This window comes from Flavobacterium zhairuonense (assembly GCF_004352915.1).
Lineage (GTDB): Bacteria > Bacteroidota > Bacteroidia > Flavobacteriales > Flavobacteriaceae > Flavobacterium > Flavobacterium zhairuonense.
This window is the reverse complement of record NZ_SJSY01000076.1, coordinates 538,371-556,628: the sequence shown is the minus strand read 5'-3', so window position 1 is coordinate 556,628 and position 18,258 is coordinate 538,371. Positions and strand designations below refer to the sequence as shown.

Sequence of the window (18,258 nt, the reverse complement as noted above, 5' to 3'; positions counted from 1 at the left end):
TTTAATCTTTTTAATCCTTTTAATCTGTGGCAAAAAACTTTGCGTCTTTGCGTCTTTGCGAGATTATTTCGCCACAGTTAAATAAAAACTTAGTGTCTTTCTCGTAATAAACTTTACTACAAATTGCTTAAATTTAGGACATTATTTAAACAAAAAACTTCAGGCATTCAAAACGTGAATCCTGAAACTTGAAACTCTAAAAATGATACATCAAGATAAAGAAGTAAAAAACACAAAAAATAAAGCGAAACCTTCCTGTTGCTGTTCACATGACGAACCCGAGCATTCTGATAATGACGGACACGATCATGGAGGTCATGATCATGAACACAATATCGAGGGGAGCTGGTTTAAACTGTTTCTGCCGTCAATTATATCTTTTGTTTTACTGATTATCGGAATTGGTTTTGACAACTATTTTCCGCAAGATTGGTTTACAGGATATGTCAGAATTGCTTGGTATGCAATTGCGTATCTTCCGGTTGGACTTCCGGTTCTTCGAGAAGCTTATGAAAGCATTGTCAAAGGTGACATTTTCTCTGAATTTTTGCTCATGTGCATTGCGACAATTGGAGCATTTGCCATTGGTGAATATCCCGAAGGCGTTGCTGTTATGCTGTTTTATACGATTGGAGAAACTTTTCAAGGAATGGCAGTTAATAGAGCAAAATCGAGTATCAAAAGCCTGCTGGATCAGCGCCCCGATGAGGTGCATGTTTTAGAAAATAATGTTGCTCTAAAAGTCAAAGCCAAAGACGTTCAGATTGGAGCTATTATTCAGCTTAAAGCTGGGGAAAAATTAGGATTGGATGGCGAATTGTTATCAGATTCTGCTTCATTCAATACGGCGGCTTTAACGGGAGAAAGCAAACCAGATACAAAAAAGAAAGGAGATACTGTTTTGGCCGGAATGATAAACGGAAACACTATTGTTGAAGTGAAAGTTACAACGGCTTACAGCGACAGTAAATTGTCTAAAATTTTGGAGTTGGTACAAAATGCTACAACCAAAAAAGCACCAGCCGAATTGTTTATCAGAAAGTTTGCTAAAATTTATACGCCAATTGTGGTATTTCTTGCAATTGGAATTTGTATCATTCCGATGCTTTTTGTCGATAATTATGTTTTTAGCGACTGGTTGTACCGCGCTTTGGTTTTCTTGGTTATTTCGTGTCCTTGTGCTTTAGTAATCAGTATTCCGTTGGGATATTTTGGCGGAATTGGCGCCGCAAGCAGAAACGGAATCTTGTTTAAAGGCAGTAATTTTTTAGACAGTATTTCGACGATTCAAAATGTTGTTGTTGATAAAACAGGGACTATGACTGAAGGTGTTTTTAAAGTTCAAGAAGTCATCATAAAACCTGAATTTAATAAAGATGAAATTTTAAAATTGGTGAATGTTTTAGAAAATAAAAGTTCTCATCCTGTTGCAACAGCCATTCATAATCATGTTGGACCAATTGATTCTTCGGTAGAATTGAAAGAAATCGAAGAAATTTCTGGACACGGATTAAAAGCAGTATATAATGAAAAAGAGTTGTTTGTTGGGAATTTTAAACTCTTGGATAAATATTCGATTCCGTATGATATCGATCCATCTTCGATTGTTTATACCACAATTGCTATAGCTTTTGAAGGAAAATATGCTGGATATCTTACAATTGCCGATGAAATTAAAGAAGACGCCAAAGAAACAGTTTCTAAACTAAAATCGTTGGGAGTAAAACTAACCATGCTGAGCGGAGACAAAACCAATGTTGTTCAGTTTGTAGCAGATAAACTCGGAATTGCTAAAGCTTTTGGAGATTTACTTCCCGAAGACAAAGTGAATAAAGTCACCGAAATAAAAGCCAAAAATGAGACTATCGCTTTTGTAGGTGATGGGGTAAACGATGCGCCGGTAATTGCTTTAAGTACAGTCGGAATTGCAATGGGAGGTTTAGGAAGCGATGCAGCTATCGAAACCGCCGATGTCGTGATTCAGGATGATAAACCAAGTAAAATTGCAATGGCAATAAACATTGGAAAACAAACCAAAAAGATTGTTTGGCAAAATATAACTTTGGCTTTTGCCGTGAAAGCTTTTGTATTGATTCTGGGCGCCGGCGGACTCGCAACCATGTGGGAAGCTGTTTTTGCAGATGTTGGAGTGGCGTTGTTGGCAATTTTAAATGCAGTCAGAATTCAGAAGATGAGGTTTTAGTTGAATGAAAATACAAAGTCCAGTTCAAAATAAATGAATTGGGCTTTTTTTGTTTCTAACATTGTTTATTTTTTCAAATGCTTTTGTTCTTGAATTTCTCCATTTCCAAAGGACCAATTTTCCTGACCATTATTTTCCAACAGGACTATAATAACATTATTGATCAAAATTGAAGTACTTGAGGCAATTTGTGTGGCGATTTGATGGTACAATTTCTTCTTTTGTTCCAGCGTTCTGCCTTGTCCAACAGTTATTTGAACATAGATTATTTCATCAGAATGTGAAATTCCGAGGTAGCTTTTAGGATATTTTATTTGATGCGATTCTAATTCTTCAATTACATGAAAATAATCGGCAACTGGAATATTAAATTCCTGGATTAAAGATTGATGAATGGATTCTGAAATATTATTTTTTGTTTCCAATGAAAGTTTTTTCGGAAGACTAATTCGGACAAATGGCATTTTGGATACTTTTTTTAAATTATTTGTTTAATGATGTCAAGTTTCTATAAAAATAAGAAATATTTAAGGTTCGATTTTAAAAATAAAACAAAAAAAGCCTGTTTCACAAAAATGAAACAGGCCAAATAATCTATAAATTTTTAAGGAATTAACGCGAAAGTCTATAAATTACTGTACAGCAATTGCAGTGTATGAAAGTCAGATGAGCCATCGAAATATTTATGGAGCGCTTCCTGAAATACAGGTTCACTGTTTTGAATACTAGCAAATAGTGTCAGACAAGACTGAAGTTTTTCATCATCTGGATTTCCAAAGATTTCTTCTGCCGTTTTTTCTTCATTTTTTATCAATTCCGAAGTGATTTCAATAAGATGTTTTCCAAGAATTGGATGTTCTAAAAAAGCAATAGCCTCATCGGCATTCTTTATTTCATAGAATTTTGAAGTATCGCAGGAACCCAATCCTTTAATTTGTGGAAAAACAAACCACATCCAAGGAGATTCTTTTTTACCATTTTTAATTTCAGCCAGCGCCGATAGGTAAAGCTTATTTTGGGCGTCTAGAAAACGCATTAATTCATTCTTATTGTAGGCCATTATATGCTGATTTTGTTTGGGACAATCACGAGATAAAACTACTGAAAATATGTTTAGTGGTACACTTGAAAATCACTTTTTTTACTCTTAATTTTTAAAGAAATAACAGAAATATAATTATGTAAGGCTTATCCTGTCTACGATTTAGAGATTGTTAAAAAAGATAACTTTTAGAAAACAATAATTTAAAAATGAATTTAGAGCAAAAAATAAATTTAGCACTATTATTCTTATTAAGTACTTCTTTTGTTGTTTAATAAGGAAACTTTTGATGGCATTCCTGTACTATTTTTTTTATTTTAGCAAAAGACGATAATTAACAGTTTTATTAATTATCATTTTTATTCGGCAATAAAATGCCAATTTCTGCTAACGGGCATTTCGTCCAAAAATTAAAAAATATATGAAAATAGGACTAATCGGATTCGGGAAAACTGGAAAATCAGTTGCATCAGTATTGCTAGAAAACAAAAAATTCTCACTTGAATGGGTTTTAAGACAAAGCAATGTTTTAGAACACAGGTCAGTTCCTGAATTTTTAGGAATCGAATCAGAAGAACCTGGATTAATTTATTCTAGTACAAATACAAAAGTTGAAGAATTATTAGAAAAGCACCCGGTTGATGCTATTATCGATTTTTCTTCAAATGAAGGAATTTATGCTTATGGCGAATTTGCAGCTCAGAAAAATGTAAAAATCATTTCTGCTATCTCACATTATGAGGAAAAAGAATTAACGCTACTTAAAAAATTATCTAACAAAACAACCGTTTTTTGGTCACCAAATATCACTTTAGGAGTAAATTATTTATTGTTTGCGGCGAAGTTTTTAAAGAAAATTGCACCTTGGGTTGATATTGAAGTCAATGAAGAACATTTTAAAAAGAAAATGGGAACTTCAGGAACAGCAGTGAAAATTGCAGAAGCTTTGGATGTTGAAAAAGAGAATATAAATTCTGTAAGAGCAGGTGGAATAGTTGGCAAACATGAAGTTATCTTTGGATTCCCGTATCAAACTGTTCGCTTAATTCACGAATCAATTTCAAGAGAAGCTTTTGGAAATGGAGTCGTTTTTGTCGCCGAGAATTTAAAAGACAAGAAAAGAGGCCTTTATAATTTTGAGGACATTTTATCACCTTATTTTGCCGTTTAATAGTGGTTTTGTTTTTACTACAAAGGTGTTAAGGCACTATTTTTTTAGAAAATAGATATAGTTTTTCATTTCGAGGAACGAGAAATCGCACTAGTAATTTCGCAAAGATGATCATCAATCTTTGTCGAGTTTCGCGTGCGATTTCTCGTTCCTCGAAATGACAAACTATACGTTTGAACCATTATTAATAAAAAAATCTTCGTGAAAAGCTTTTGCATCTAACATTTCACAGCTTTATCAATTTACAATTGCCGGCTTTCTAATATTTTTCCCCGTTTGATTGGTTAAATCATCGCCAAGATCTTCTCGTGCAGTTTCGGCTATTTTTTGAATCTGCTGAACAATTTCAGGATATAATTCTTGTACATCGCGAATTTCGCCGGGATCGTGTGCCAAGTCATACAAAGCCATCGGAACTTCTGCAGTCGCGCCTTTGCCTCTAAAACCATCTTTTCCAGGCAAATTTTTGTTATACGTTGTTCCCTTATGCGGAAAAACTAGCTTCCAATGTTTGTAGCGAATAGCTTCAAGGTTATTGCTTCCAACTCCAAAATAATAGTAAAAAGTATCTCGCGGTCCTTTATCAGCTTTTCCTGTCAATAACGGAAGAAAATTTAAGCCGTCAATTTTATTTTCTGGCAACGAAGCACCTGTAATTGAAGCAATTGTTGGCAGAAGATCCATATTAGTAAAAAGAGAACTGTTTACCATTCCAGCTTCAATTTTTCCGGGCCAGCGAATCAAAAACGGAACTCTTGTACCACCTTCCCTAGTTGTTGATTTTCCTTCTCTAAAACCGCCTGACGAACCGGCATTGTCGCCAAAAACAAGCCAAGGACCATTGTCGCTTGTAATAATTAGAACTGTATTTTTAGAAATTCCTTCCTTTTCTAATGTTTTCAAAATTTCTCCAATAGACCAATCAATTTCCATAATAACATCGCCAAAAAGCCCTAGTTCACTTTTTCCTTTAAACTTATCTGAAACTGCTAAAGGAGCATGTGGCAATGGATGCGTCAAGTACAAAAAGAATGGATTTTTTTTGTTCCTTTTGATAAAGTCAACAGCTTTTTCAGTAAAAAGAGTGGTTAATTTTGAAGCTTCTTTGATGTTTCGAATAGTGTCGATTACTTTGGTATTATTGATAAGAGGAAGAGGAGGAAAGCTCGAACGCATATCTTTTGGATCTGTAACTAATGAATAACCATCATAATCAATCGGCCACACATCATGTGAATATGGAATTCCATAAAACTCGTCAAAACCATAATTTGTTGGCCAATAAGGCATTTCGTTTCCTAAATGCCATTTGCCATAATTAGCGGTTTTATACCCCGCTTTTTTTAGCATTGAAGCAATGGTTTCTTCCTTTGGATTAAGAGCATGTTTTGCGCCCGGAAGTAATACGCCCGACATTCCTATTCGGTTAGGATAACAGCCTGTCAGCAAGGCAGCTCTTGAGGCAGTACAAATAGCCTGACCGGCATTAAAATTTGTAAACCGAGTTCCTTCCTGAGCAATCTGATTAAAATGCGGAGTAGGAATTCCCGTCATTCCATAAGGTTCTGTGTCGCCATAACCCATATCATCCATATTGATGATTACGATATTTGGTTTTGAATCTTGTTTTTTGTTTTGAGCAGTAATTTTACAATTAAAAAAGGATAAGAATACTAAAATTAGGATCAGACTTTTTCTCATAATTTGCGTGGTAATTTTTGGATAGCAACATGCAAATATAATTCGCAAAAGCGGAAAATCTTGTGCTTGAGAAAACTCTTTTTTGGCAAATAAATAGAAAATTGTTATTTATTAAAGGTTGAAACCCGACAGGTTTTTAAAACCTGTCGGGTTTATTATCTATTATTTTTTAAGTATCAGAGCTTTAGTGTATTCATAATTCATTTTTGCAATAGAAAGCACCGAAATTCCTTGTGGACATTCTATTTCGCAGGCTCTCGTATCAGAACAAGCTCCAAAACCTTCTTCATCCATTTGTTTTACCATCGATAAAACTCTTTTAGAAGCTTCAATTTTCCCTTGTGGAAGCAAAGCCAAGTGCGTGATTTTTGCACCAACAAACAAAGCCGCACTCGCATTTTTGCAGGTAGCAACGCAAGCACCACAACCAATACAGGCCGCAGCATCAAAAGAAGCTTCGGCAGTTTCATAAGATATCGGAATACTGTTTGCTTCAGGCGCCTGACCTGTTGACGCGCCAATATAGCCACCAGAAGAAATTATAGAGTCAAATGAAGAACGGTTAATCTTCAAGTCGCGCAATACGGGAAAAGCTTTTGCTCGAAAAGGTTCAATATAAATTGTGTCGCCATCTTTAAAACTTCGCATATGAAGTTGGCAGGTTGTAGTGTTTTTTAAAGGCCCATGAGCTCTTCCGTTAATCATTACGCCACATTGCCCGCAAATTCCTTCACGGCAGTCGTGATCAAACTCAATGACGCGTTCACCTTGTTGAATAAGAGATTCATTCAAAAGATCCAGCATCTCTAGAAACGACATATGTTCTGATACTCCATCAATTTCATAATCTGTCATTTCTCCTTTAGATGAAGCATCAAACTGCCGCCATATTTTTAGATAAAGTTTCATAGTAATTATGAGTTATGAGTTTTGAATTATGAGTTGTTAATTAATAATTTACAATTAACAATTCACCATTTATTTATAGCTTCTCACTGCAAGCTCAACGGATTCAAATGTTAATGGCTCTTTGTGAAGTTCGGGTTTGTTGTTTAATCCTTTCCATTCCCAGGCTGAAACATAGCAGAATTCTTTGTCATTTCTAACGGCTTCTCCATCGGGAGTTTGGTATTCTTCTCTGAAATGAGCTCCACAGGATTCTTCGCGCTGTAATGCGTCATAACACATTAGTTCGGCTAATTCTATATAATCGGCAATTCTGCCGGCTTTTTCCAGTTCGCTGTTTAAAGTGTTATCGCCAGTAATTCTGAGATCTTTTTCAAATGAAGCTTTGAGTTCGCGAATTTCGATTAAAGCTTCTTCCAGTTTTTTTCTGCTTCGCGAAAGACCACATTTTTCATATAAAAGGCGTCCAATTTTTTTATGGAAATAATCTGCTGAAAGTGTTCCATTGGTATGTAAAAAACCATCTAGCTGTCTTCTGGCTATTTTTTCGGCTTCTTCAAAAGCAGGATGCGAAATATCCGTTCTTGGAGCGCTTAATTCTCCAGAAAGATAATTCGGAATTGTATAAGGTGCTATAAAATAGCCGTCTACGCACGCTTGAAGCAATGAATTTGCGCCAAGACGGTTTGCACCATGATCAGAAAAATTAGCTTCACCTAAGGCAAATAAACCTGGAATTGTAGTCATTAATTCATAATCAACCCAAAGTCCGCCCATTGTAAAATGTGCCGAAGGTGAAATCAGCATTGGCTCTTTGTAAGCATTGATTCCGGTAATTTTCTCATACATGGCAAAAAGATTGCTGTACTTGGCTTCAATTTTATCTTTTCCTTGCGCTTTTATCGCATCAGAAAAATCTAGATAAATAGCATTTTTCATTGGTCCAACGCCATGTCCGGCATCAATTCTTTCTTTTGCAGCGCGTGACGAAATATCTCTTGGTGCCAAATTTCCAAATGACGGATATTTGCGTTCTAAATAATAATCGCGTTCTTCTTCGGGAATTGCATTGGCATTTCTGCCATCATTGGCAGTTTTCGGAACCCATATGCGCCCGTCATTTCGAAGCGATTCCGACATTAGAGTCAATTTAGACTGATTTTCGCCATGTTGTGGGAGAGAAGTAGGGTGAAATTGAATCCAGCTTACACCGGCCATAAAAGCACCTTTTTTGTGGGCTCTCCATACAGCAGAGCTATTACACCCCATTGCCAAAGTGGAGAGATAATATACTTTTCCGTAGCCACCCGAGGCGAGAACAACGGCATCGGCGGCATGACGTTCTAATTGTCCAGTTTCGAGATTTCTTGCAATAATGCCTTTTGCTTTTCCATCAATTACAACTAATTCCAACATTTCGTGCCGCGTGTGTAAATCCACTTTTCCAAGTGAAACCTGTCGAAGCAAACCTTGATAAGCTCCTAGCAAAAGTTGTTGTCCGGTTTGTCCGCGTGCATAAAAAGTTCTTGAAACCTGAACGCCACCAAAAGATCGATTATTCAAATAACCTGCATATTCTCTTGCAAAAGGCACGCCTTGAGCTACAGCATGATCGATTAAAGCGGCTGAACATTCAGCTAAACGATAAACATTAGCTTCTCGGGATCTAAAATCACCGCCTTTTATGGTATCATAAAACATTCGGTATGTGCTGTCACCATCATTTTTATAGTTTTTTGCAGCATTTACACCGCCCTGTGCTGCAACGGAATGCGCTCTTCGAGCAGAATCCTGAAAACAGAAAGATTTGATATTATAGCCTTGTTCTGCCAATGAAGCTGCACAAGAAGCGCCGGCGAGTCCGGTTCCTACGACAATAACAGTCAGTTTTTTTCTGTTGGCGGGGTTTACAAGTTTAGCTTTAGCTTTGTAGTTGCTCCATTTATCGGCAAGAGGTCCTTCGGGTATTTTTGATTCCATCATTTTTACGGTTTAAAATGAATGATACAAAAGTTTAAACTAGAAACGGAATTATAAGAAAGTCTAATTTACTATAAAAAATCGATTTTTTGTAATTTTTTTTGCACATTAATAGGGTGTCTTAAATTTATGATTTTTGTATTGATTGTTGTTAATTAGTTGAATATAAGTATAAAAGCAAACACAGCTTAAATTCTTAAGCTGTGTTTGTTTCAAATGAGATCGATAAGGATTATTACTTGATAAACTTTTCTACATTTGGAATTTTCTCCAATGATTTTGTGTTTTCTTCCAGAATTTTGGTGGCAGCTTCATTTATTTTTTTGGCTGGAATTGCTTTCCATTTTTCTAGATTTTTTTCGTAATCGTTTTGAAATAATTCTCGAGATAAATCTCTTATAACACAGTAAGCAGCAATTGAATGTCCGTTTTCACTATCGTAATTCCCATTATTGATAAAGAACTGTATTCTTTTATACAATCCGTCTTCTGAGTAAAGGGCGAGTTCGGTTAATTTTGCTCTGTATTCTAAATCTGCAGAACCAACTCCTTTTAATTTTGGAAACAATTTGTAATCAGCAAAATGTCGACCTTCGTGGCCAATATAACTAATTCTGAATGTTTCAGATTTTAAATCATAGGCTTTCTTTACACAAAACAGAGCTTCTTGAGTTGCCCATCCTGCAGGATAATAGCGTCCTAAAGTGGCATATTCGCTCCATCCTAAAGTTATAAAATCATCCATGAAATAGATTTTGATATCTGTTTCTTTTCCGTCATAATTGACTTTATAAACTGTATCTTTTTCTGTTTTCCAAACTAATAAATCATATAAACCGCCAGTTTTGCCAAATCCAGTGCTATGATATCCTAAACTCGAAATGTATTTTTTTTGATATACATTGATACTGTCTTCATTGAAAGTCAGTTTTTGTGAAGAAGGAAGTTTTGCTTTAAGAAAATTGAAGACATTTTTCATAATCAACGTATCGTTTTTCTTTTCTTTATCTAAGAACGATAAGCGCCAGTAATCGCTGTAGATTTTTAGTAATTCATCTATTTTGGATTTTCGGGTTTGAAGAAAATCGCTTTTATCTTCTTTAAATTTAAATCGGTTTTCAAAATCGGTTTTAAATTTTAAGTCTTTTTTTGATATTTTTTTGGCAGGATCAATTGCTAATAAAGGCAAAGCCTGCTTAGGATTTCCATCTAATGCAAGCGAATAAATTTTAGTATAATCCAACTTTATGCTGTCATTTTGAATGGTCTGCGAAGTTGTTTTTGAAAATGAAACGAAACTGAAGATAATTAATGTAGCAAATTTTAATGTTCTCATAGTAAAAAGATTAAGTGTATCAGGTTTGATTTAACAGTGGCTTTTATCTATAGAGACGATTTTTTACATTTTGTTACAGTTTCAGTTTTACTTAAATAGATTTTAACTTATTGTTTCTTTTTTATCTACTTTCCGATAATTTCTTTTCTGTGAAGTTCTCCCCATTCTTTTAAGGCCATAATGACATTTCCTAAAGAACGGCTGTGTTCTGTTCTTCTGTATTCGACAGTAGGAGGGAATGTATCATAAACAGTTCGAATGACAAGCTTATTCATTTCCAAATCTTTTAGTTCTTTAGAAAGCATTTTATCTGTAATTCCGTCAATATCTTTAGAAATTTCTTTGAAACGTTTTGGACGATCTCCAAGAGCAATTAAAATGGGCAATTTCCATCTGCCGTTTAAAACTTCCAAAGCATCTCTTACAGGCAATAACGAGCTTATACAAGCTTGTTTTGAGCATTCTAAATCTTCTATATTCTCTGGGTTTTTGTTGAACATTTTTACCGAATTTATGTTACTATACTGAAAGATAGCGCTATCCTTGAGGATAGTACTATAAAATGTATAGCAAATGTAAATAAGTTTGTATCGAAAACAAATTAATTGAAAAAAAATTATGAGCCAGAAAATTCTAAAAATAATAACAAGTACCAATGGAGAAAATTCATTTAGTACAAAATTATCTAATGCTGTTATTGAAAAATTGGCATTGCTAAATCCTGATAACCAAATACAAACGTTAGATTTAACCAAAACGCCGTTGCCGTACTTGACAGATTCTCATATAAGCGCTATTTACGCTCCAGCAGAGACACATACAGCAGAGCAGGCTGCAGCAATCAAACATTCTGATGAAGCAATAAAAAACTTGCTGGAATCTGATATTATTGTGATTGGAGTTCCTTTATACAATTTTGGAATTCCCGCTGTTTTAAAAGGATGGATAGACCAGATTGCAAGAGCAGGTAAGACTTTCAGTTATAGTGCCGAGGGAATAAAAGGATTAGTAACCAATAAAAAAGTGTATTTATCAATAGCATCTGGATCTGTTTTTTCTGAAGGGCCAATGAAAAGCTACGATTTCTCAGAATCGTATTTACGAACTGTATTTGGCTTTTTGGGAATGACAGATGTAACAACTTTTAGAGTAGAAGGAACTGCAATTCCAGATTTTGCCGAAAATGCTTTGCCAAAAGCTTTATCTGCTGTTGAAGAATTTGCTTTTTAAGAAGAAAAAAATCTGCTAAATCTGCGTGAAAAAAAATACTCTCACAGATTTAGCAGATTTATATGATTTTATAATGAAACTCAATATTATTTCTCAATAATCATTGTAACGCCTTGTCCGCCAGCAGCGCAAATGGATATAAAGCCTCTTCCTGAACCTTTTTCATTCAGAAGTTTAGCTAATACGCCAATAATTCGGCCTCCGGTTGCAGCAAAAGGATGCGCAGCTGCAAGACTGCTTCCTTTTACATTCAGTTTTTCTCTATCAATTGCTCCAAGTGCTTTCTTTAAGCCAATTTCGGCACTTAATTCTGGACTTTCCCAAATTTTTAATGTTGCCAAAGTCTGCGCAGCAAAAGCTTCATGAATTTCATAATAATCAAAATCCTGCAGATTTAATCCAGCTTTTTCTAGCATTCGCGAAGCAGCAAATAAAGGCGCTAAAAGTAGATTTTGTTGCTTTTTGACATATTCGATTGCAGCAATTTCAGCAAAAGTGACATAAGCTAAAATCGGAAGACCTTGTTCTTTTGCCCATTCTTCGCTGGCCAACAGAATACAAGATGCACCGTCGGTAAGCGGAGTAGAATTTCCTGCGGTTAAGCTTCCATTTATTTTGTCAAATGCGGGTTTTAGACTTCTCAATTTTTCAATTGTACTGTCTTTCCTTAAATTGTTATCTTTTTCAAGTCCGTTGAAAGGAGTGATCATATCATCAAAAAAGCCTTCGTCATAAGCTTTCGCCATTTTCAAATGGCTATTCAATGCAAATTGATCTTGATCTTCTCTTGGTATTTTATAATATTTTGCCGTAATTTCAGTATGTCCGCCCATCGAAAGTCCGGTTTGTGATTCTTCGTTTCGAGGAACTAAAGGCGTTAAATCTTTCGGACGAATTTTAAGGAAAGATTTAATTTTTCCGCCTAAAGATTTTGCTTGTCGAGCTTCTAATAGAATTTTTCGAAGTTTTTCGCTGAATGCCATCGGAATATCACTGATTGAATCGACACCTCCAGCAATTCCGCAATCAATCTGGCCAAGAGCAATTTTATTGGCAATATAAACAGCACTTTCTATCCCGGTATCGCAAGCCTGTTGCAAATCGCAAGCAGGAGTTGCAGGATCTAGAGATGTTTTCATTACACACTCTCTGATCAAATTCATATCGTAAGAATGTTTTATAACCGCTCCACCAGCGACTTCGCCTAGTAATTTTCCTTTTAGATTGTATTTGTCTATAAGTCCGTTTAGTGTGGCAGTCATCATTTCTTGATTTCCAACATTCGAATAGGCAGTATTTGCGCGTGCAAACGGAATTCGGTTATAGCCAACAATGGCAACTTTTCTGATCGTTGTGGTATTGTTCATATCTGGATTTTGTTTCGATTTTCCAGACTAAAGATAATTAGATAATTTAGATAATGTGCTAATTAGAAAATTTAAAAAAGAAAACTATTCTAGTTTAAGATCATAACGTTCGTCTCTAAAAGTTTTTCCCCATTGAGTAACTTCTACAGATTCCGTGAGTGTAAAACCTGCTTTTTTATACATTTCCAAAGCGGTATCTTGCATGCTTGTGGTAAGCAGAAAAACATTTTTAAATTTCTTTTCTTTGCAAAAATCTACTGCATCGGTTAAAAGTTTTTTACCGATTCCCAATCCTCTAAAAGTTGGATCCAATAAAAACCATCTTAACTGCGCCTCTTCATTTGTTTGATGTTGAATTGCAATACAACCTACAATTTTATTGTTGTATTCAGCCATCCAAATGCGATCATATTCAGGAGAATAATTTTCTAGAAAGTGGTAAAAAGTCTTTATAACGTATTTTTCAAATTCGTTCGAAAAATTAGATTCGTTGCCATAAATAAATCCATGTAAATAAATGATATAGCCAACATCACCAGGATTAATTTCGTGACGATAGGTGATATCGCTTCGAAGGGGTTTATTTTCTGATAAGAGGTTTTTTATAGTATGCATCGAATTAAGCAGATTCTCTTTTTCGAAGAAATCTAGATTTTCGATTTTATTTTCAATCTGTTGTTCTACTTTTTTATTTAAGGATTGAAGCAATTCCTTTCCCGAATTGCTGAGTTCGATATTAAAAGCACGTTTGTCATCTAATGAAGCAACTTTTAAAATCAAGTTTTCTTTTAAAAAACGTTTTACAATGCGACTTACGTATCCTTTATCCAGATTTAGAATTTCAGTAATTTTTTGTGCGGTAATAATTTTGCTTTCACTGATTTCATAAAGAATTCGGACTTCGGTCAATGAATAATCACTATCAAGATAATGTTGGCTTAAAATATCTAAATGGGAAGTATAAAAGCGATTAAAACTTCTGATTTTTGAAGTTGTAGTATTCATAATTTTAAATATTGCATTGTGTATTGCAAATATATAAAATTAGTTGCTTTTGTCAACTATTATTTTGTTTCTATATAAAGGCGTTCGATCTTAGGAAAGTTTTACGTAATGGATATTCGTGGCTTAGACGCACAGCAGTGCGTCTCTACGATATGCTTTGTGTCGATATGTAATTATCCTCATTTTATACTGTAGAGACGCACCGCAGTGCGTCTACACAAAGTAGAGCACGAGCGCATTTCGAAAAAGGATTTACTCAAACCAATAATTATCTAATTATCAAATTGCCACATTATCTAATTCTATTTATTCATCGCAATATAATCCGAAGGCGACATTGAAAAATGTTTCTGGAAATTTCTTCCAAAGCTTGTTTGCGATTTATAACCCACCATTTCGGCGATTTCATACATTTTGTAATTCTCGTTTAAGAGCAATTCTGCGGCACGTTTTAAGCGTACAATATTGATCAACTCATTCGGACTCAAATTCGATAAATCTTTGATTTTTCGATACAAAGTAGAACGACTCATGTTCATGATTTCGGCCAATGATTCAACGCTTAAATCAGGATCCGTGATATTTTTAAGAATTTCGTCATCCAACTTTTTAAGGAATTTTTCGTCTGTTTTATTGTGTGCAATACTTTTGATATGCGAAAGGGGTGAGCTCGCATAATAATTCATAATCTGTTTTCTGTTTTCGATTAGATTATTGGCTTGAACCTTCAAATAATCCATAGAAAAAGGTTTCGCCACATAAGCATCTGCGCCAACTTCTAGACCATCAATCTGAGATTTTAAAGAGTTTTTGGCTGTCAATAAAATAACCGGAATATGACTCGTTTCAAGATTCGTTTTAATCTCTTTACACATTGTAATTCCGTCCATATTTGGCATCGAAACATCACTTATCACAAGCTGAATATTTTGATTATGGATTATTTTTAGTGCTTTTTCACCATCTTCGGCTTTCAAAATAGTGTAAGTAGAGGAAAGTTCTGAAGTAATGAAATTTAAAAGATCCAGATTATCTTCAACAATTAAAATTTGAGGTTTTTCCAGTTTTGTTTCTAGTTCTGTTTTCTCAAATTCCGATTCATTTGTTTCTTTTTCAGTTTCAGTATAAAGCATAAATTCTTCCTCTTGATGCAAGGGAACAGCAAGTTCAAAGATATTTAATTTAGCATCAGCAATCAATTGCAAATTTCCGTTATGAAGTTGTGCCAACGAATGCGCCAACGAAAGTCCAATTCCGGTTCCCGAAGTCGTATCCATATTATCAACTCTGAAAAACGGCTCAAAAATCTTGTCTTTCAGCTGAAACGGAATCAAATTCCCATCATTTTTGACAATTAAGGTCAGTTTTTTATCATCTCTGAAAAGCGAAATCGAAACTTTATCTTTTGAATATTTTATCGCATTGCTGATTAAGTTGCTCAATATTTTCTTGAAAGCTTCTTTGTCAACAAATGCAAAAATGTCTTTTTCTCCTAATTCCAATTCAAAATCAATACCGCGCTCTTCAATCAATGGCGTAAATCTCAAATGCTGATTTCTAATTATTGACGAAATATTAGCTTCCACGAAAGTGAGTTTCAATCCGCCAATTTCAGATTTTCTAAAATCGAGCAATTCGTTTACCAATTTTAATAAACGCGACGTATTTTTCTTCATTATCGAAAGATTCTGAGGCACTTCTGCCGACTGATATTCCATTGCCAATAATTTTTCCAAAGGTCCTTTAATAAGCGTTAAAGGCGTTCTGATTTCGTGTGCGACATTGGTAAAAAAATCAATTTTAGCCTGATAGATTTCTTTTTCTTTTTCGTCGTTCAGATGCTTTATTTTTCGGTTATGCTTAATTTGAGTAAGATTTTGAGAATAACGAATGATATAATAAAACGAACCGCAAATCAGCAGAAAATAGAAAAAATAGGCATAAGAACTCGCCCAAAATGGAGGCAAAATCCTAATTTTTAATTCTACTTCTTTGCTCCAAACACCAAAACTGTTCAGCGATTTTACTTTGAAAACATAATCTCCAGGTGCTAGTTCAGTAAAGAAAACTTTATTGTTTCTGCCCAAATAAACCCAATCATTATTGACATTTTCCAACTTGTACCAATATTCTGTAAGTTCTGGTGCAGTGTAATTTAAAGACGCAAATTCCAGATTAAATGACGATTGATCGTTGTTCAATTCTAATTCGTCAAGATGCGAAATAGATTGTTTTATTGGCGAATCATTTTCATTGGCATCAATATCTTTATTATTGATTTGCAGATTGGTAATAAAAATTGATGGCGTGTATTTATTTTTAGTGAAATTTTTCGGGTTGAAGCTGATCATTCCGTTCAGATTTCCAAAATACATATCGCCATTTGTGTCCATAAAAGCAGACGCGTAGTTGAATTGATCACTCAATAATCCGTTTGCAGTGGTGTAAATTTTAATGCTTTTGTGATCAGGGCCGAATTTCACCAAACCTTTTGAAGTCGTAAGCCATAAATTCTTGCTTTTGTCTTCTAATATCGAATAAACAACATTGCTCGGGAACCCATCTTTGGTGGTGAATTTCTTGAACGTTCTGCTTTTTTTATCAAATAAATTCAGTCCGTTTTCTGTAGCGAACCATAGATTTTGGGAACTGTCTTCAAAAATATAATTGATAGAATTATTGCTGATTCCGTTTGGGTTTTTATAATCATAGGTAAAAACTTCTTTTTTTCTGGTTTTTGGGTTGTAGTAAAACAAACCATCACGATAACTTCCAGCCCAGCAATTTCCGTCGCGATCTTCTTTATAAGTTGTATAATGCGTCGTTTCTGGAAATGTTTTTAAGATATCAAAAACATCTTTTCCTTCGTCATAACGGTATAATCCCATTGTGGTAATCACAATCAGATCTTTATTTTTGGTTTCATAAAAAGAAAAAATAAAATTACTGTGCAATCCAGAAGCAGGATTATTGGCGCTATAATGTTTAATGACAGCACCAGAATTTCGATCTAAAACATCTAAACCATGCTCAAAAGTTCCTACCCAAATTTTATCTTTTCTAGGCATCAAAGCGTGAATATTATAGTAAGAAACGGGATAAGAAGTAAATTGCTGTGTTTTCGGATTGAAACGATTTACTCCAGCATCTTCAGTCCCAATCCACAAATCGCCGTAATCATCTTTGTGGATTTCTCGAACGGCACTTCCGCTGATGGAATTTTGGTTTTTTTGTGGAAAATATTTTTTGAACTGCGTGTATTGTTTCTGGTGGTAATTGATTCCTCCAAAATAAGTTCCAATCCAGATTCCATTTTCTTTATCAATAGTAATAGAGTAGGCCGCATTATCTGAAATCGCATACGGATCGTTGTAATTCTTTTTCAGATTAATGCTTGTTTTTGTTTTGAGATTGTAAACATAAACACCAGATTCACTGGCAATCCAGATTTCGTTATTGCCACGCTTTTTAAATTGGCGTACAAAAACGGGTTCCTTTCCAGAAAACTGCAAAACCGATGTTGTTTTGTCTTTTATATTATAAACCAAAACGCCGTGATCCTGTGTGCCAATCAGAATGTTGTTTTTATTCAAAGCATAAACGGTCGTAATCCTAAAATTGGCTTTATTTGCCGGCGGATTGATATTCATGCTTTCAAACGAAAGGCTTTCTTCAGAATAATGATATAATTTATTTAAGGAAGAAGCCCAGATTTCTCCGTTTTCGTCTCTTGAAATAGAAGTTGTGATAAAATATTTATTCGGATTAAAAGTTTTTGTTTCTTTTTTTGAAGGTGAATATTTGTACAGAATATTTCCCGAAACAAACCAAATATTGCCTTTTTTATCATGATTAATATCGTTGATTCTATCGTTTATGGCTTCGTTCAAAACCTTAAACTGATCTGTTTTTTTGTTGTATTGGTACAAACCTTTATCAGTTCCTATCCAAATAATTCCATTAAAAGCATGAATAGATTGTATATAATTGCTTCCGAGGCTGTTAATTGGACCAGACTGGCTTCTGTAGGTTTTAAAACGATAACCGTCAAATCTATTTAATCCATCTTTTGTTCCAAACCACATAAAACCATCTTCATCTTGAGTTGAAGTGATAACGGTGTTGTTAGACAATCCTTCTTCAACTTGAAAATGTTTAAAATAATATTCCTGCGCGTGAATAAAATTTATAGAAAAAAGTAATAAAAATGTAAAAAGAAAGAATTTACGCATTGTTATGTTTTTTTATAAAAAAATAAATTTCTTCAAATCGTGTCAATATTCTACCAAATGTTGCAAGCCTCGTATTTTCTGACCT

At 34.5% G+C, this 18,258-nt stretch carries 13 protein-coding genes; 3 read left to right on the top strand and 10 right to left on the bottom strand.

Going from position 1 to position 18,258, the window contains the following annotated elements; all coding sequences use genetic code 11:
* Positions 1 to 202: 202 nt before the first annotated feature.
* Positions 203 to 2,203 carry a heavy metal translocating P-type ATPase gene (locus EYY60_RS21370; RefSeq protein WP_208749500.1) on the top strand — a complete coding sequence of 667 codons (2,001 nt, stop codon included), beginning with the start codon at positions 203 to 205 and terminating at the stop codon, positions 2,201 to 2,203.
* A gap of 65 nt (positions 2,204 to 2,268) precedes the next feature.
* On the opposite strand, the gene EYY60_RS21365 is transcribed toward EYY60_RS21370, so the two are convergent.
* Positions 2,269 to 2,667, bottom strand: a complete 399-nt coding sequence (locus EYY60_RS21365) for a tautomerase family protein (RefSeq protein ID WP_132991303.1) — start codon at positions 2,665 to 2,667, stop codon at positions 2,269 to 2,271.
* Between the two features lie 161 nt (positions 2,668 to 2,828).
* Positions 2,829 to 3,263, bottom strand: coding sequence for a DUF1810 domain-containing protein (locus tag EYY60_RS21360; protein ID WP_132991302.1), 435 nt, complete (start codon positions 3,261 to 3,263; stop codon positions 2,829 to 2,831).
* Between the two features lie 403 nt (positions 3,264 to 3,666).
* Here EYY60_RS21360 and EYY60_RS21355 point away from each other — a divergent pair, with 403 nt between their 5' ends.
* Positions 3,667 to 4,416 (top strand): 4-hydroxy-tetrahydrodipicolinate reductase, encoded by a 750-nt coding sequence (locus EYY60_RS21355; RefSeq protein ID WP_132991301.1) that lies wholly within the window; start codon positions 3,667 to 3,669, stop codon positions 4,414 to 4,416.
* Between the two features lie 237 nt (positions 4,417 to 4,653).
* Here the strand turns inward: EYY60_RS21355 and EYY60_RS21350 are convergent, their stop codons facing one another.
* From EYY60_RS21350 to EYY60_RS21330, 5 genes are all read right to left on the bottom strand, one after another.
* Positions 4,654 to 6,117 (bottom strand): sulfatase family protein, encoded by a 1,464-nt coding sequence (locus tag EYY60_RS21350; protein ID WP_132991300.1) that lies wholly within the window; start codon positions 6,115 to 6,117, stop codon positions 4,654 to 4,656.
* A 162-nt stretch (positions 6,118 to 6,279) separates the two neighbouring features.
* Positions 6,280 to 7,026, bottom strand: coding sequence for a succinate dehydrogenase/fumarate reductase iron-sulfur subunit (locus EYY60_RS21345; RefSeq protein ID WP_132991299.1), 747 nt, complete (start codon positions 7,024 to 7,026; stop codon positions 6,280 to 6,282).
* A gap of 69 nt (positions 7,027 to 7,095) precedes the next feature.
* The gene (locus EYY60_RS21340; protein ID WP_132991298.1) at positions 7,096 to 9,006 is read right to left on the bottom strand and encodes a fumarate reductase/succinate dehydrogenase flavoprotein subunit; all 1,911 of its coding nucleotides are present in this window, start codon (positions 9,004 to 9,006) and stop codon (positions 7,096 to 7,098) included.
* Between the two features lie 232 nt (positions 9,007 to 9,238).
* On the bottom strand, positions 9,239 to 10,339 hold the full coding sequence (locus EYY60_RS21335; protein ID WP_132991297.1) for a hypothetical protein: 1,101 nt from the start codon (positions 10,337 to 10,339) through the stop codon (positions 9,239 to 9,241).
* Positions 10,340 to 10,464: 125 nt separating this feature from the next.
* Positions 10,465 to 10,839: a winged helix-turn-helix transcriptional regulator gene (locus EYY60_RS21330; RefSeq protein WP_132991296.1), complete on the bottom strand. Its 375-nt coding sequence runs from the start codon at positions 10,837 to 10,839 to the stop codon at positions 10,465 to 10,467.
* Between the two features lie 118 nt (positions 10,840 to 10,957).
* Between EYY60_RS21330 and EYY60_RS21325 the strand changes: the two genes are divergently transcribed.
* Positions 10,958 to 11,569: an FMN-dependent NADH-azoreductase gene (locus EYY60_RS21325; protein ID WP_132991295.1), complete on the top strand. Its 612-nt coding sequence runs from the start codon at positions 10,958 to 10,960 to the stop codon at positions 11,567 to 11,569.
* Between the two features lie 86 nt (positions 11,570 to 11,655).
* Here the strand turns inward: EYY60_RS21325 and EYY60_RS21320 are convergent, their stop codons facing one another.
* From EYY60_RS21320 to EYY60_RS21310, 3 genes are all read right to left on the bottom strand, one after another.
* The gene (locus EYY60_RS21320) at positions 11,656 to 12,936 is read right to left on the bottom strand and encodes an acetyl-CoA C-acetyltransferase (RefSeq protein ID WP_132991294.1); all 1,281 of its coding nucleotides are present in this window, start codon (positions 12,934 to 12,936) and stop codon (positions 11,656 to 11,658) included.
* Between the two features lie 84 nt (positions 12,937 to 13,020).
* Positions 13,021 to 13,941 (bottom strand): bifunctional helix-turn-helix transcriptional regulator/GNAT family N-acetyltransferase, encoded by a 921-nt coding sequence (locus EYY60_RS21315; RefSeq protein WP_132991293.1) that lies wholly within the window; start codon positions 13,939 to 13,941, stop codon positions 13,021 to 13,023.
* Positions 13,942 to 14,243: 302 nt separating this feature from the next.
* A complete protein-coding gene (locus EYY60_RS21310) occupies positions 14,244 to 18,173 on the bottom strand; it encodes a hybrid sensor histidine kinase/response regulator transcription factor (RefSeq protein ID WP_132991292.1) in 3,930 nt (1,309 codons plus the stop codon).
* Between the last annotated feature and the right edge of the window lie 85 nt (positions 18,174 to 18,258).